Here is a 15207-nt window from a genome sequence, read left to right on the forward strand (position 1 = left end):
AAAACAATGATAGAAATCAACTTTAAAAATGAAGATGATCACTTACTGAGAAACTCTACCATTTTCTGCCTGTTTGATCTTAGAACGGAAATAGCCTTATTGAGATGAGCCTGTAAAGCCGGATCATTTTCCTTACCAAGCTGAATTGTATATGTATTGATCAAACTTTCCTGTTGCTTTAACATGGTACTCTTCCATGCCTCATCAAATGAAACCTCTTTAAGTTTTTCCAGCTCTGAAACTTCTTTTCCCTGTGCAGGCCCTGTTGGCACATTGCCACTAATTGCTTTTAACTCATCAAGCAACTGCTGATGATCAACCCGAATTGCGCGCGCCAGATTTTTTATATCTGCATTGGTTCCTTTACTCTCCGCAAGTCCCGCGATATGTATATCCTGCTGATGGCTTCTTAACGCCTTCTCCATGAATGGGGCCGCATTAGTAGCGGTTGTTCCCACACCGGGTTCTGCCGCACCATTACCAGTTGAAGTGGTTGGCTCAGGCTTTGTGGTTTCTTGTGCTTCCTTTATTGCATTTTTTGTAGAAGAGTCCTTTTCGGAAGAAACTACAACTTCTTCTTCCTTGTTTGATTCGGTAATACAGGATGATAACGAAACCGAAAAGCTAATCAGCGCGAATAACAGAAACATGTGTAATGATTTCATATGATTGTTTTTAGCAGCAGATCAATGGCCTGCCGCGCGTATCCCTGCTGAACCTCATGGAAATCTCCCTCTGATCCTTTAAGCCTTTTATTAAACATGACCTGGTCAGGCGTGCATATTGCCAACCAGGCGTAAGGCCGATCAATATCCAATTCCTGATCAGGTGCCGCATAACCCGTTATAGCACATCCATAATCGGCTCCAAATTTTGATGCTGCTGCCATTGCCATTTTTTCTGCAATATTTGCACTTACACCATTCACCTTATCTGCTTTTATAGAATCAATTCCGAGATGTTTAAACTTCTGGCTATTATTATACACGGTAATACCGCCCTGGAAAAAACTTGTGGCCTTATCAGCAGATGAGATCCATGCTTGAATGTATCCTGAAGTTACACTTTCTGCAATTGCAATAGTCTTGGAACGTTTTATAAGTATTCTACCCAGTTCCTTTATTTCAACAAGAGGTATTTCTGTTCTAACCATACAGCATCATTACAGCTGTTGGCTAAAAAAACGTGCCATCTGTTTTATCATTATTGGCTGGTACCCTGTTTGCATGGATGTTGAAACAGAATTTATAACATTTAAAACGAATGCCATGTACAAATCAATTATGTATTTTAACGCTGATCCCGGGCCAGGTAAAAGCGGTGGTTCTAACGGAAATGATAGCCAGGGTCCGGTGACAAACCGTGATAATGATATCACTAATAAAGATGACCAGGATGATATTGGTGAAGGCGCAGGAAACAATGATACCGGTGGGAAAAATGAACCGGAGATTGATCATCCAGCACCGCAACCATCCACTACAGAAGAAAAGATCCCTAATATGACAGATAAGCAAAACAGGCCCATGTAGTTTTGGTGTAATAGTGGATAATAGAAAGAGGCTGTCAATTGACAGCCTCTTTGGTTTCAGAAACAAACAGAACGTTTATTTCTTCGCGTTCTTCTCAGTAAAAGAAGAATCTTTTGATTTATTACCATCCTTATTTTCTTCAGACTGATCTTTCTTATCAGTGCTGCTCATTGATGACATTGAAGTGGATTTACCGGCATCTGATTTATTGCCCTCCTGTCCACTTTGCTTCCAGGGATCCTGCTTAGATTTATCTTCCTGACTACCATACTGACCAGAGGACTGCTGGGATGATCTGTTGTCGTCACCAGATTGCCCTTGGTTCCATGACTGGCTACCCTGATTTCCCTGGCCGCCCTGATTCCCCTGGTTCCATGACTGGTTTCCCTGGTTTCCCTGATTTTCACGGTCCTGGTTCCAGTTTTGCTGACCCTGGTTCCATTGCTGGCCATAAGATTGATTAGAGCCCTGATTGCCTGATCCATATCCCTGATTTCCCTGGCCGTATCCCTGATTGGATTGGCCATAACCCTGGTTGGATTGGCCATATCCCTGGTGTCCCTGACCATGATGCTCCTGGTTCCATCCCTGCTGGCCCATACCCTGTTGATTCCATGACTGATGGCCCTGTCCCTGACCCTGGTTCCACGACTGGTTTTCCTGGCCCTGGTTCCATGCCTGTTGGCCAGATCCTGGATTTCGCTCATTATAACCACCAAAGCTTCCCTGTCCGTAGGACTGTTGCTGATTGCCGAATCCACCTTGTGGGAAATTACGCTGGCTCTGATCCCATGGCATTCCGCCACCGAAGTTTCCGGAATTATATCCTTGCTCCATTCCACGGCCCCATGACTGCTGGTTGCCCTGTCCATAACCGCGATTGTAGCCGCCCTGGTTATATCCACGGTCATCAAATCCTCTCTGGTCAAATCCTCTCTGATCATTTCCACGCTGGTCATATCCCCGCTGATCATACCCGCGTTGCTCATAGCCACGCTGATCGTAACCCTGACCATAATCATTTCCTCCATTTGATCCATAACCACGTCCCTCACGACCGCGATCATAACCACGGTCCTGGCGACTCATATAACTGTCGCGACCATGATCTCTTTGTCCTTCCCATGAACGGTCATCATCATAGGACCTATCCCGACGATCATAATCTTCTTCACCTTCCCGGTCATAACCAAACCCCCTGTCATTATTATAGTGTGAACCATAAGACTCATTTCGTCCGTAATTGCTTCTTGAGTTTTCTCGTTTCATAACAATCGTTTTTTTGTTTAAAAATTAATGGCATTACTACCATGCAAAACGATTGCCCCGTAATCAAGAAAATTTCAGGCACTAAATCGTGTAACGGAATCTACTTTTCATACATCATTTTACCCTTTTTTGTTTCTGTAGAGCAATCTCCTCAGCCTCCTCAATGCTATGTGATTCATTACTACTATCGTGTTCCCTTGCCTTGTCAAAAAGATGCTGATAATATTTACGCATACGCACCAGGTCTTCTTCTGTCAGTTCTTCAATATCAATAAGCTTATTGCTGGCTTTATCACTACTCGCAAGAAGCTCATTAAGTTTCAATTGTAATGCAAGGGTATCTTTGTTCTGAGATTGCTGGATGATGAATACCATCAAAAAGGTAATGATGGTTGTACCTGTATTTATTACCAGCTGCCAGGTATCTGAAAATTTGAAAACCGGACCCAACAAAGCCCAGACGATAACGATAACCATGGCAATAATAGATGCCACCGGACTACCCGTGGCACGGGTTACCTTATCAGCCACGGAAGCGAACACTTTGGAAAGGCCGCCACTTTTATTTTTACCCATAACCTGTTTTTAACCTGATCATTCAATTCCCGTACTTGGGGAGCTTATGACACAGTTATGGGACTATACAACTCTTTGTAATATTGTCTTGCAAGTCGGGCACTGTCGAACTGCGGAAAAATATCCCGCATTCCCTCCTTCATAATATGCAACCAGGTTTGAGGGTAATCGTAATAAAGTGGAATAACTTCCTTTTCCAGTAATTCATAGAGGCAGGCGGCATCTAACTCATCCTGCTGGTGCTCATTTAAGGTGGGATTACAGGAGGGAATGACAAAACAATTCTTTTTATCGCGGGCAAATTCCGGGAACCAACCATCTGGGAGGGCTACATTAACCGCACCATTCATTGCAGCGGTCATGCCGCTTGTTCCTGATGCTTCATGGCGAAGGCGAGGCACATTCAGCCAGATATCAGCACCACCTTTCAACAATCGACTTAATTTCATTTCATACCCAACCAGTATTGCGCAATTGGAATGAGATTTACAGATATGTACAATCTTGTCAAATACGCCTATTGAGATGTAATCAAGCGGATAGGGTTTTCCGGCCCATATGATCTGTATTGGCCGATCAGGATTGCTGATAAGCTTTTCAAACCTTTCCATATCATGGAACAAAAGATCAGGTCGTTTATATCCTGTAAACCTTTTTGCAAACACGAGGGTTAGAATGTTTTCATCATAGATCTCTCCATTCTGGTCAGACACTTCTTCAAACAAAGCCATTTTGGCAATCTTCTTTCCTCTCCATAAGGCCTCATCATCTCCTTCTTCAAGCGCTTTATACATTCCTTCATCGGCCCAGAAACCGAAATGCTGGGCATTTGTAATAGGGATTACAGAACATATATCGTTGTGGTTTGCCCACATTTTGAGCATAGTATGCTGGTGTGGTATTGATACACCATTCGCCATGCCGGCAAGGTGTAAGATGGAAGCTGTATGATCTAATGTGTCACCCTCTGTATGGGTAATTATCCTCACTTCAGTTATGGGAACTCCGCATAGAAAACCCATTTTCTCGAGCCAGATCAAATCTGATTTTACATTGCCTGCTTCTTCAGGAGTATGGTTCGTGAATACCAGGTGTCGCTTCAATTCATCGCGGTTACGGTATTTCTGGTAAAGAAAAAATGCAAGGGGTAATGCATGCGATTCATTCAGGTGATAAATATCCGGCTCCCAATTGAGGATCTCCAGCAAACGGGCACCACCGGCGCCGAGCAGAATTGCAGCTGCAATTTTGGCTTCCGGGTTGGCATCATACAACTTGTGGCAGGTGGTTTGTGCCAGGTAATCATTCTCCGGAAGATCGGTACTAAGGAAAAACATTGGCACTGTATTAAATACAGCGGGTGACAAATACAAGGCAGTTACCCAAACTTCGTGGCCGGAAATATTTATAGTGAATTTTATCCCTGTCTTCTGCAAAAACCCATATACTTTTTCCTGGAAGAGGATATCCATTGTTTGATCGGCCTTCCGAACCTGATCATAATAGCCATACTTCCATAAAATGCCAATGCCCACGAGGTTTTGTTTGAGGTCAAAGGCACTACGCATATGAGAACCGGCCAGAAAACCTAGTCCACCCGCATATATTTTAAAACTCTGATGGATCGCATACTCCATACAGAAATATGCAACAGGTCGTGAATATGCAGGATCAAATTCGTATGGATGTGAGAACTCGAAAGCCATGAATAACCGTTTTCTCAAATTACCAAAATTCAATAGCCTGAATGCTGATCATTATTCAACCGGCCGATGATTATAGTCAACAAAAAAAGGCTGCCTCATATTATGAGACAGCCCCGTCCTATAAAAACCCAATTCAACCCTATTAACTTACAACCGGATTACCCTCATTGACCCACTCATTGATACCGGAAGAAAAATTCACAACATTCTTATAACCCTTGCCGGCAAGAATTGAATAGCCAATGGCAGCACGATCACCACCCTGACAATGGATCACCACTTTCCTGTCTTTGCTTACCTTGTCGAGGTTGTTTAGAATAGTTCCCACAAACACATTATCGGCTCCCGCAATATGTCCGCTTTCGTATTCTGTTGCACCACGAAGGTCCACCACCTGGATGCCATTGCTTTCTTTCAATGACTTGAATTCTTCCAGGCTGATACGATTTTCCTTCTCCAGCTTTCCGCCTGTTTCTTCCCAAACCTTTACGGAAGGAACAAAGCCATAGATATTGTCGAGGCCTATACGCATCAGCTTGCGGGTAAGTTCATCCAGCTGTGATTCTTCTGCAAGCAGAATAAATGGTTCTTCATAAGTCAGGAACCAACCCGCCCAGGTACTCAGGGAATTGTTATTCTGTATATTGATGCTACCCGGAATGAAACCTTCTGAAAACTCAGACTTATTACGGGTATCTATCAACTTAATTCCCTTATCCAATGCTGCTTTAAGTTCGGCAGCATTAAGTTGCTTAAGTTTAGGAACCTCTGTAAGTAAAGGACGATCAACTTTGTTAAGCTTCTTCATCATCGCAAAATACTTCGGTGGCTCAGGCTGGCCCTCAAGTAAATATTTTACAAATCCAGGCTCATTATTTTCATATCGGAATGCCCAGTTCCTGGCCTTTTCATACCCCACTGTTGTACTCGGAACTGCACCCAGCGCCTTTCCACAGGCAGATCCTGCACCATGGCCTGGCCATACCTGGATGAAATCGGAGAGAGCATCAAATTTTTTAATGGAATTAAACATCTGATGAGCGCCAACATCCTGGGTGCCTTTCATACCGGCAGCTTTCTCCAGCAGGTCTGGACGACCAATATCACCTACAAATACAAAGTCGCCTGTAAATAACATAACCGGCTCATCACTGGCAGGAGTATCCGTTAACAGGAAACTGATGCTTTCAGGCGTATGACCCGGCGTATGCATCACTTCTATCTTAAGATTACCCACCATAACAACATCGCCATCTTTAAGAGGCTTATGGGGAAATTCATATTCCCATCCTTCACCACCCTCTGCTGAAAGGTACATATCAGCACCTGTTAACGCAGCAAGCTCTCTTGAACCTGCCAGGAAATCAGCATGGATATGGGTTTCGAAGATATGGGTGATCTTCATGTTGTTTTGCTTTGCGATTTCGAGGTAGGTATCTACATCGCGCTTGGCATCAATTACAGCGGCTACCCCCGCTTTCTGACATCCAATAAAATAACTTGCCTGTGCAAGACTCTTGTCATAAATGTGTTGGAAGAACATATGGCTTATAGTTTATTTCTGATGTAAAATTGCCATTAACAATTGGCTTGTTCTGTGCCAAAAATCACTTAACCCAATCAAAATAACTTCGATGAATAATAATCCATCCATTCTTTTCCATTTTCTTCAGCAGCCTGCTGATTACTTCCCTGGAGGAATTAAGGTCATTGGAAATCTCCTGGTGCGTTAATTTTACCTGGTTACCAAATTGTTTTACATAACGCCTGATATAGAATTCCAGACGCTCATCCATATTCCGGAATGCGATCTCATTTACTGTTTGAAGCAAATCATCGTAACGGTCGCGGTATGACCGCAATATAAAATAATGCCAGCTCTTATATTGCATTAGCCATTTATCCATAAGCTCGAGGGGAATGGTAAGTGTCATTGTATCTGTGTAGGCTAAAGCCATAACAGAGCTGAGTTCCTCGTGATAATCACTTACCAATGAAATTGCGCAGGCTTGTCCACCATGTATGCTGTACATGAAAAATTTATTCCCTTCACTATCTTTCTGATAGAGTTTGACAATTCCTTCCAATACAAGGATCACCGATTTTATTGGATCCCCCATGTTGATAAAGGTGGTGCCGGCAGCCTGGGTGTTTACCTGTCCATATCGAAACATTTCTTTGTATAACTCCGGTTCAAATCCGGGTAATACCTGCCTGATCGTATTATGCTGGATCATGATTGGTAGTAATCTTCCCGTAAATTGAGAATCTTTACCAATTCAGACTGTGCTAATTGTTACACAAGAGATTTCTTAATTCGGCTGTCTGAAGATATACTTGTCAAGAGAATATTTACCACTTCCCAGAATGAAGATCACAAAGCAAAGCAACCAATAGATAAAGGAAATAGCTTTGGCATCAAATGGATCATTCGCATGTGCTATAAAGAAAACCACCGTCATAGTTATGAAGATGGGTATGATCGCTAAGCGGGTAACTAATCCTAACACCACTAAAATAGCACAGAAAAATTCCGCGAATATTACGAGGTTGAATGATAGCCTGGAACCAATACCAATAATATCACCAAACATTGGCAGGATCTGGTCGTAATTCACGATTTTCATCCACCCGTAACGTATGAATAATCCTCCCACAATAAGTCGTAACAGCAATGTGGCGAGATCGGTATGTAACGATTCTGTTTTGAAAAGAGCTTTCATATTATAATGGATTTGTATTTACCAATTCATAACAGAGCAACACAATACCACAGTCAAAACTCCGCGATTCTTTTAAATGAAGTGCCTGTCTTTCTTTCAGCTCCCTGAATATCGGCATCCCATCGCCCAACAGTGCCGGATTAACAAAAAGATGAAACTCATCGATCAATCCTTCCCTGATAAGTGCAGAAACGAAACTTCCTCCGCCATACACAATAACGTCTCCGCCTTCCCTTGCTTTCACTGCATTAACTTCTTCGGTAAGATCACCTTTGGCCAGGGTAGTATATTCCCATTCTGAATTCTCAAGGCTTTTGGTAAAAACAATCTTGGGAGTTTCCACAAATTTTCTTGAGTAATGTTCCGGAGCTTCTTTTTCTGCAATGCCCTTCCAGTGGGGAATGAATCCCTGTGCAAGTTTACGTCCAAGTAGAATTGTATCAACGGGTTCTGTTAATGCCGTCACATACTGATTCACATCTTCCGACCATGTACTTATCATCCAATCCATTTCCCCCAAAGGCCCTCCAATAAAGCCATCAACGGTCATCTGTACCTGTAGTTTTAACTTTCTCATATTAGGTATAAATTATGAACATTTTAGCAACCAGTGATGACCGAACTTATCTGTAAGCGCTCCAAATAACGCACCCCAGTGAGTCTTTTCTATGGGTTGTGTTTGTTGGCCATCTTCAACCAGTTTATTATAATAGCGTACCATTTGTGACGGAGTACGGCATTCCAGTAAAATGGATATTGAATTACCCTGTATAAGTACTTCATCTCCCACCATATCCGTGCCCATTAATACCAGACTTCCCTTTTTAAGCAATGCGTGGAGTATACAGCCCCTGATCTCCTCCGGAAGTTGGTCTGCCATCGGGGTATCACCAACCGTTTGAAGATAAAGTTCACCACCAAGGCATTGCTGATAAAAATCCATCGCATCCCTGCAGTTTCCATTAAATGTAAGATAGGTTATCAGTTGACTCATCGGGCTCATTAATTACTTTGTAAAAATGGCAAGCTTTTCGCAGACAAAAGGGATGAAATCACGACGTTTAAAGGGGTTGATTCCGTCAGTCCTAATCAGTAGCTTTAATGCATGAAAACCATATCCATACTGGTGCCGGAATCAGCGGTGATGGAAACCGTTGCCGACCCGCGCTATCTATTCACAACTGCTAACCAGTTTCTGACAGCAGCTGATAATGATCCCTCATTTAAAGTTGAGCTGGTAGCAAGATGCCCGGAGGTTAAATTACATGGAGGTATTTATTCTGTTCATGCAGATAAATTGCTTTCTGAAGTAAAACAAACAGACCTTGTAATTATCCCCGCTATTTTAGGTGATTTTAAGGAAGTCATTAAAAATAACAGCCAGGAAGTAGAATGGATCAAAGATATCTATTCATCCGGTGCAGAGATTGCATCGCTTTGTGTGGGCTCATTTCTGCTGGCAGCAACCGGGCTGCTAAATGGAAAGCGCTGCTCAACACATTGGGCCTTTTACCATGAATTCCGTGAGATGTATCCCGATGTCACCATTATGGATGGGCATATAATTACCGATGAAGGGGGATTGTATTCAAGTGGTGGCGCAAACTCATGTTGGAACCTGCTTCTTCATATACTTGAAAAATACACAAACCGGGAAGTAGCTATTCTTGCCGCAAAATATTTCGCAATTGATATCGACAGAAAAAGCCAGGCAGCCTTCTCTATGTTCAGGGCTCAGAAAGACCATAAAGATGTTGAGGTAAAGAGAACGCAGGAGTTCATCGAAACCAACTTTACAGAAAAGCTTACAGTTGAACAGCTTGCTACCGAAGTTGCCCTGGGGCGGAGAAGCCTGGAGCGACGATTTAAACTGGCTACAGGTAACACTATTGCAGTGTACATACAAAGGGTAAAGATCGAAGCTGCCAAGCGCAGCTTCGAAGCTACCCGTAAAAATATCAATGAAGTGATGTATGATGTGGGATACACCGATACCAAAGCCTTCCGTCAGGTATTCCGAAAAATCACCGGACTAAATCCTATTGATTATCGTAATAAGTACAATAAGGACAGTAAAGAAGCAATGGCATCTCTCTGATTAATTCCGAATAGTAGTATCACGGATCAATGTATCGGTTCTTACTGTATCAGTCATCATCATAGTGTCTGTATGCATAGTAGATCCATTGTGCATAGTAGAATCTCTAACCTCAATAGAGGTATTGGTACCGCTGTCACAAGCAGCGAACAAAAAGGTGATTGTAACCGTAGCCAGAATCAAAAATTGCTTTTTCATACATTTAAATTTTATTTAGGTATACGGGCACGAATTGACTTCTAAAGGCAGAAACCATACCATGCCGTTAAGCAAATTGAATCTGTGGAATCAACTCTACGATCTGGCTAATCTTTGCCCTTATCAGTAGTATCGCCAACAATACCTTTTACAAGCGCTTTCCACTGCATGTCGGCAAGGCCAAGTATTGCAGCAGTGGCAACCAGCGTATTGCGTATTTTGTCTACCATTGAAGTTTCCTCATTATTGGGTTCCTCATTCCGCCCCATAACGCAGGCACTCACAACATTAGCCTTCCGGTGGACGATAAAATTGGAAGTTGCGGCTGTAGTAAAAAAATGTGCGGCCTCTTCCGCAGTACTTCCAGGCCTGGGAGCAGGCCTTACCCGTATAGAGATATAATTTTCCTGTGCTTCATTATCAGCAAGGTTGTCTTCAATAGATTCAATCACAACATAATCAGATCCTTCTCCTGCATCGTTTCCGGGAGCGGGAAGATCAATCTGAAAAAACAATCCCTTCCTGGCCTTGCCCTGCACCTCGTTTCCGTCACTATCTGTTAACTGAAAACTTGCCGGTGAGCCTTTTGCAATTTCTCCCCAATTATTTACATCCAGGAGTCGTTGGGCCGACATATAAAATAAATGTCGGGCCGCTTCATTTGATTCCGTTTCCACCTGGTAGCAATTATCTGAATGCTGACCCTTCATCTGTGGAGGAATATTGCTGGGGGAATTTTCCATGGAAATGTATTAGTTATTTACATCCATCAAAAATCTATGCCATCACAATTAATCCTTCCAACCCCAGCGTGAAAGAGGCGAGTTTTTAATTAAGTTTGATAAACTCCCCTTTATGCGTGTTGTCACCGTATTCATTTTAATCTTTCTTATCGCCAGTAAACCAATTCATTCACAAACTAAGAATGCAACAGGCATATACCTTCTTCAACCCGATCGCGTATTTGATGGTGAACAAATGCAGGAGGGATGGCAGGTGCTGGTGCGGGATAATAAAATTGAAGCAGTTGGTAAACTTACCAATATACCCCCTGAGGCCATTAAGATCAACCTCAAAGGCAAAACGCTTTTACCTGGAATGATAGAGGGTCATAGCCATCTTTTTTTACATCCCTATAATGAAACCAGCTGGGATGACCAGGTTCTTAAAGAGTCGCGCGCTGAAAGAACCGCCAGAGCAGTGATGCATGCGAAAGCAACGCTGATGGCGGGGTTTACAACCGTGCGCGACCTTGGTACGGAAGGGGCTGCATATGATGATGCCGGCCTCAAAACAGCCATTATAAAGGGTATCATTCCAGGGCCACGGATGCTGGTGGCAACCAAAGCAATTGTGGCAACCGGTAGTTATGGACCAAAATCAGATGTTACTGAACTGCAATTATTAAGAGGTGCCGCTGAAGTGGGAGGCATGGAAGAATTGACAGCTGAAATAAGATTACAGATCGGCAATGGAGCAGACCTTATTAAACTTTATGGTGATTACCGCTGGGGAAGAAAAGGTGAAGCAGCCCCTACATTTTCTATTGAAGAACTTACCCGTGCAGTAGAAATAGCAGGGGGAAGTGGACGCAAGGTTGTGGTACATGCTACCACCCCCGAGGCCATGCGCAGGGCCGCAATGGCCGGAGTATCAACCATCGAACATGGTGATGATGGAACACCTGAAATATTTGCTCTGATGAAGTCAAAAGGGGTTGCTCTCTGTGCCACCATTGCTGCAGGAGAAGCGGTGTCGGAATACAGGGGGTGGAAGCGTAATGAACCCGCCCCTGCCCGCATCATCGAAAAAAGAAAAAGCTTTGCTGCAGCATTGGCATCAGGCGTAACCATTGTTATGGGAGGAGATGTTGGAGTATATATACATGGCGACAATGCCCGTGAAATGGAACTACTGGTGGACTATGGCATGAAACCACTGGAAGTGCTGCGGTCGGCCACATCGGTAAATGCAGATGTATTTGGCATTAGTGATGAACTTGGAAGAATCAGGCCCGGCTTATTGGCAGACATAATTGCCGTGGAAGGTAATCCAGCCATAAGTATATCAGCAATTCGTAAGATCACATTGGTGATGAAAGACGGAGTAATATATCATAACCTGTCGCGGTGATGGAGATGTTCCTCCCTTTGCTCTTCAACAGCATCAGAGGGACTCGAATCAAAGTACTTTTTCCTGTCGCGCTTGTTCTTTATTATCAGTGCAACAACCAGTACTATCGTTACCAGGATGGTAATGATTATGATGAGGATATCTTTGCTAGACAGGATCATATCCATTCTCAAAACTTAATTATTAAGATAGGAGATCAGTGACTGGCGCGACCATTTTGTTGTTGGCTCTATCCAGCTGCATTTATGATCATGAATAGAAGTAACAAGCTCCCATCCCGATTTGCGAACCTCCTGGATTGAAACCGCATCAGTTGCCATTGTTGTTCCCATCTCAGCAAGTTTTTCACCTTTCAATCCATATACGGCACCATTGAAACATTTACCCTTATAAGTGCCATGTGAATCAAAAACACAACCCCCAAGTATAATGCCTACCGTTGAATGTGCCTCGGGATCGAGAATGATATGCTGTTCCACAAATGCCTGAACGGAGCCTGCCTGGTTTACTAATGCTTTCATATGCTGATTTTCCTTTTCAAGGTACTATAGCATCAGCAGGCAAATGTTAAACTGAGATTATCTTATTATTAAGTTTTATGCTCTCTTCTTTTGATCCTGTTCATCCTGGAGAAACTCTTTTATCGCCCGACGAAGGGCTGTTTGTGTGCTTTCGAGCTTATTTACGTCGGCACACCAGCTATACAAGCGCAGTTCATATTTATGGCCACCCACCGGATCAATCAGGACCTGCGGCTCTTTCGATTTAAGCATATTCGGAACCGATAGCACCCTCGCTTTAAGTGCCTCACGGAATTCCGGATCCTCGCCATCATGTTCAAGCTCAAATACCTGGTCGATTCTGATATGATTATTGCTGAGCGTCCAGTTGATGATATTATTGGATAGCAGGTCGCCATTCGGGATGATCACCTCCGCTCCATCAGCTGTGAGCAAGGTACTGGAGCGTACCCCGATCTCTTTCACCCTTCCCTTCTTATCCCCGATCTCTACAAGATCTCCAATACGCAGGGGGCGGTCAAATATGAGGATGATACCACTCACGAAATTGTTTACAATACTCTGCAGTCCCAATCCTATACCAACACCAAGCGCACCAAGTATAACGGTTATCTTATCTACCGGCAACCCCGATGCCGCTACTGCCAGCAGGAATCCACCTGTAAGAAGTATCAGCCGGGTGATCAGCAGCCTTGAGCGTTGCCCTTTATTGTCGAAAGAGGCTTCATCACCGGTATCGCCCCAGAAATAAGCGATGTACTTCTGAAGGAAATTCGCCAGCCAAATGATTCCCAGAAAAAGCAGTACACCCCTGATGGTAAAACTGAAACTGCCGATATTCCTGACTGTTGTAAGAAAAGACATAATGCCATCTGATAGTCCACTATAGAGATTCATATTGGTGGTAAATACCACCACCCAGATGAGCGCTGCAAGTATGGTCACCACTCTTGTAATTCCAACACGGATGGGTTCTGATTCAAAGCTAACAGGGTATTGTTTGCGGATACGGCTCGCCTGTATCTGCAATAGAAAGGCTTCCGAAACAAGGGGAACAAAAATGGCTAAACCAATCAACTGGGCAAAGGAATATATAGCGGTTGAGCTAAGGAGATTGGAAAGCGTTACTCTTCCAAACACATTACTGATGGCTGCCAGCAGGTGCAACGCCATAAACCCACCCAGAGCGATCTTCAAAAGCCGGGCCCTGCTCACATGCCTGATAAACTGCCGCCAAACCGTGATGGCCAGAATAATGGAAGCCCCGTTTATTCCCAGGTTCCAGAATCGAAGAATGGAATAGGGTAGTCCAAGATATCGGCTGAAACTATAGAACAGGAATATCAGGATGTAGAGGGACCAGAGAAAAAAGAAGACCCGTTTCTGGTATTTCCAGAAATAGACAGATAAGCTTGTCATCAAAAAGAATCCTATTGTCTCCAGGTAAAGCGCAGGGGCATTAAGGTCAAAAAGGGGTGCAAGATTTAACATGAAAAGCACCGAAACCAGAATTGGGAGCGCGCTGATATACCGGAATTCAAAAATTCGCAGGGTATCCAGTTTTCCCAGCTTACGCAGGCTTCTGAAATTGTACCAGATCCAGGCGAAAAATGCAAGGCCAAAAACCAACAGCATGGTCCGCTGGTTTCGGGTGTTGGCAAAATAATATTGAGCGATATGGTTCTCCTGTTTGAGACTTTTCCGGAATTCGCTACCCACCCTGCGGGCGCGGGAATTACCGGTGCGAGGCTCCCAGATATAACGGCGCTCTTTACTAAAGGCGCGGGAACCGGTGGTGGCAAGAAGGCGATCAACTTTATGTTGTAACTCTTCGGCAGCAATCAGGTTGGTGGTTACATGTGCCTTGAGGTTATTGACATCTGCGGTTGCCATCTTGAATACACTATCAGCCAACTGCCGCTTCGCTCTCAGGTCCTGTATCTGTGGCCTGAAGCTGGCCCTCAGCAGAGAGTCGCGAAACATACCACGCAGGGTACTGTCCTTTCTTAATTGAGCAAAATCTTTCCTCAGACTGTCCATGGCAGCATCATATTCATTCAGCCGCCCTTCATAGCGTTCCTCATTCTCATGAAGATGCTCCAGTAAGGCAGAATACATCTGGAGATTTCGCATATTCATATTGCGTTCAGAATTGGCCAGCCTGCCCTTGATGATAGATAGTACTGAATCATCAGCAGTCAGTCTGCCGCGTATGCCATCGAGGGATACAAATGACCCCGTAACCATGGGAACTTTATTGAAGTACTGGAAGCTGCGTTCAAGGGCTAATAAGTAATCACTCCGGGTGAGGACATTAGATTCAGTGAATATGGCAGAATCCATATAACGCCGCTGTCGGCGGCTGCTGTCTTGTGCAAAAAGAACCTGACCTGCGATGCTGCAGAAAAAAATCAGGCAAAAAAGGCTTTTCATAGCCCATTAAACGAAAAA

17 protein-coding genes are annotated in these 15207 nt (G+C 43.8%); 3 read left to right on the top strand and 14 right to left on the bottom strand.

Features of this window, described 5'->3' with window-relative positions; all coding sequences use genetic code 11:
- Positions 1-38: 38 nt before the first annotated feature.
- Positions 39-665, bottom strand: coding sequence for a DUF4142 domain-containing protein (locus V6M43_RS07085; RefSeq protein ID WP_332733699.1), 627 nt, complete (start codon positions 663-665; stop codon positions 39-41).
- Positions 662-1153, bottom strand: coding sequence for a CinA family protein (locus V6M43_RS07090; RefSeq protein WP_332733701.1), 492 nt, complete (start codon positions 1151-1153; stop codon positions 662-664). Before V6M43_RS07090 ends, V6M43_RS07085 begins: the two co-directional genes overlap by 4 nt.
- Positions 1154-1268: 115 nt before the next feature.
- On the opposite strand from V6M43_RS07090, the gene V6M43_RS07095 reads away from it, so the two are divergent.
- On the top strand, positions 1269-1532 hold the full coding sequence (locus tag V6M43_RS07095; protein WP_332733703.1) for a hypothetical protein: 264 nt from the start codon (positions 1269-1271) through the stop codon (positions 1530-1532).
- A 75-nt stretch (positions 1533-1607) separates the two neighbouring features.
- Here V6M43_RS07095 and V6M43_RS07100 read toward each other — a convergent pair whose 3' ends face one another.
- From V6M43_RS07100 to V6M43_RS07135, 8 genes are all read right to left on the bottom strand, one after another.
- A complete protein-coding gene (locus tag V6M43_RS07100; protein ID WP_332733705.1) occupies positions 1608-2801 on the bottom strand; it encodes a hypothetical protein in 1194 nt (397 codons plus the stop codon).
- A 114-nt stretch (positions 2802-2915) separates the two neighbouring features.
- The gene (locus V6M43_RS07105) at positions 2916-3377 is read right to left on the bottom strand and encodes a low affinity iron permease family protein (RefSeq protein ID WP_332733707.1); all 462 of its coding nucleotides are present in this window, start codon (positions 3375-3377) and stop codon (positions 2916-2918) included.
- 44 nt (positions 3378-3421) lie between these two features.
- The gene (glgP, locus tag V6M43_RS07110; protein WP_332733709.1) at positions 3422-5083 is read right to left on the bottom strand and encodes an alpha-glucan family phosphorylase; all 1662 of its coding nucleotides are present in this window, start codon (positions 5081-5083) and stop codon (positions 3422-3424) included.
- 142 nt (positions 5084-5225) lie between these two features.
- Positions 5226-6626, bottom strand: a complete 1401-nt coding sequence (locus tag V6M43_RS07115) for an MBL fold metallo-hydrolase (RefSeq protein WP_332733711.1) — start codon at positions 6624-6626, stop codon at positions 5226-5228.
- 64 nt (positions 6627-6690) lie between these two features.
- On the bottom strand, positions 6691-7320 hold the full coding sequence (locus V6M43_RS07120) for a Crp/Fnr family transcriptional regulator (protein ID WP_332733713.1): 630 nt from the start codon (positions 7318-7320) through the stop codon (positions 6691-6693).
- 75 nt (positions 7321-7395) lie between these two features.
- Positions 7396-7806, bottom strand: coding sequence for a DoxX family protein (locus V6M43_RS07125; RefSeq protein ID WP_332733715.1), 411 nt, complete (start codon positions 7804-7806; stop codon positions 7396-7398).
- A 1-nt stretch (position 7807) separates the two neighbouring features.
- Positions 7808-8383 carry a dihydrofolate reductase family protein gene (locus V6M43_RS07130; RefSeq protein ID WP_332733717.1) on the bottom strand — a complete coding sequence of 192 codons (576 nt, stop codon included), beginning with the start codon at positions 8381-8383 and terminating at the stop codon, positions 7808-7810.
- Positions 8384-8395: 12 nt separating this feature from the next.
- Positions 8396-8800 (bottom strand): VOC family protein, encoded by a 405-nt coding sequence (locus V6M43_RS07135; RefSeq protein ID WP_332733719.1) that lies wholly within the window; start codon positions 8798-8800, stop codon positions 8396-8398.
- A 111-nt stretch (positions 8801-8911) separates the two neighbouring features.
- Between V6M43_RS07135 and V6M43_RS07140 the strand changes: the two genes are divergently transcribed.
- Positions 8912-9904: a GlxA family transcriptional regulator gene (locus V6M43_RS07140; protein ID WP_332733721.1), complete on the top strand. Its 993-nt coding sequence runs from the start codon at positions 8912-8914 to the stop codon at positions 9902-9904.
- A gap of 305 nt (positions 9905-10209) precedes the next feature.
- Here V6M43_RS07140 and V6M43_RS07145 read toward each other — a convergent pair whose 3' ends face one another.
- Complete coding sequence (locus V6M43_RS07145) at positions 10210-10845, bottom strand: hypothetical protein (RefSeq protein WP_332733723.1); 636 nt, start codon at positions 10843-10845, stop codon at positions 10210-10212.
- A gap of 112 nt (positions 10846-10957) precedes the next feature.
- Here V6M43_RS07145 and V6M43_RS07150 point away from each other — a divergent pair, with 112 nt between their 5' ends.
- Complete coding sequence (locus V6M43_RS07150; protein WP_332733725.1) at positions 10958-12235, top strand: metal-dependent hydrolase family protein; 1278 nt, start codon at positions 10958-10960, stop codon at positions 12233-12235.
- Here V6M43_RS07150 and V6M43_RS07155 read toward each other — a convergent pair.
- The 3 genes from V6M43_RS07155 to V6M43_RS07165 all read right to left on the bottom strand — a co-directional run bounded on the left by V6M43_RS07155 (position 12217) and on the right by V6M43_RS07165 (position 15189).
- Positions 12217-12402, bottom strand: a complete 186-nt coding sequence (locus V6M43_RS07155) for a hypothetical protein (RefSeq protein WP_332733727.1) — start codon at positions 12400-12402, stop codon at positions 12217-12219. The two genes, V6M43_RS07150 and V6M43_RS07155, sit on opposite strands and share 19 nt — an antisense overlap.
- 9 nt (positions 12403-12411) lie before the next feature.
- Positions 12412-12756, bottom strand: coding sequence for a hypothetical protein (locus tag V6M43_RS07160; protein WP_332733728.1), 345 nt, complete (start codon positions 12754-12756; stop codon positions 12412-12414).
- A gap of 75 nt (positions 12757-12831) precedes the next feature.
- A complete protein-coding gene (locus tag V6M43_RS07165; RefSeq protein ID WP_332733730.1) occupies positions 12832-15189 on the bottom strand; it encodes a mechanosensitive ion channel domain-containing protein in 2358 nt (785 codons plus the stop codon).
- Positions 15190-15207 lie beyond the last annotated feature (18 nt).

The sequence above is a fragment of the Flavihumibacter sp. genome (assembly GCF_036676075.1).
Taxonomy (GTDB): domain Bacteria; phylum Bacteroidota; class Bacteroidia; order Chitinophagales; family Chitinophagaceae; genus Flavihumibacter.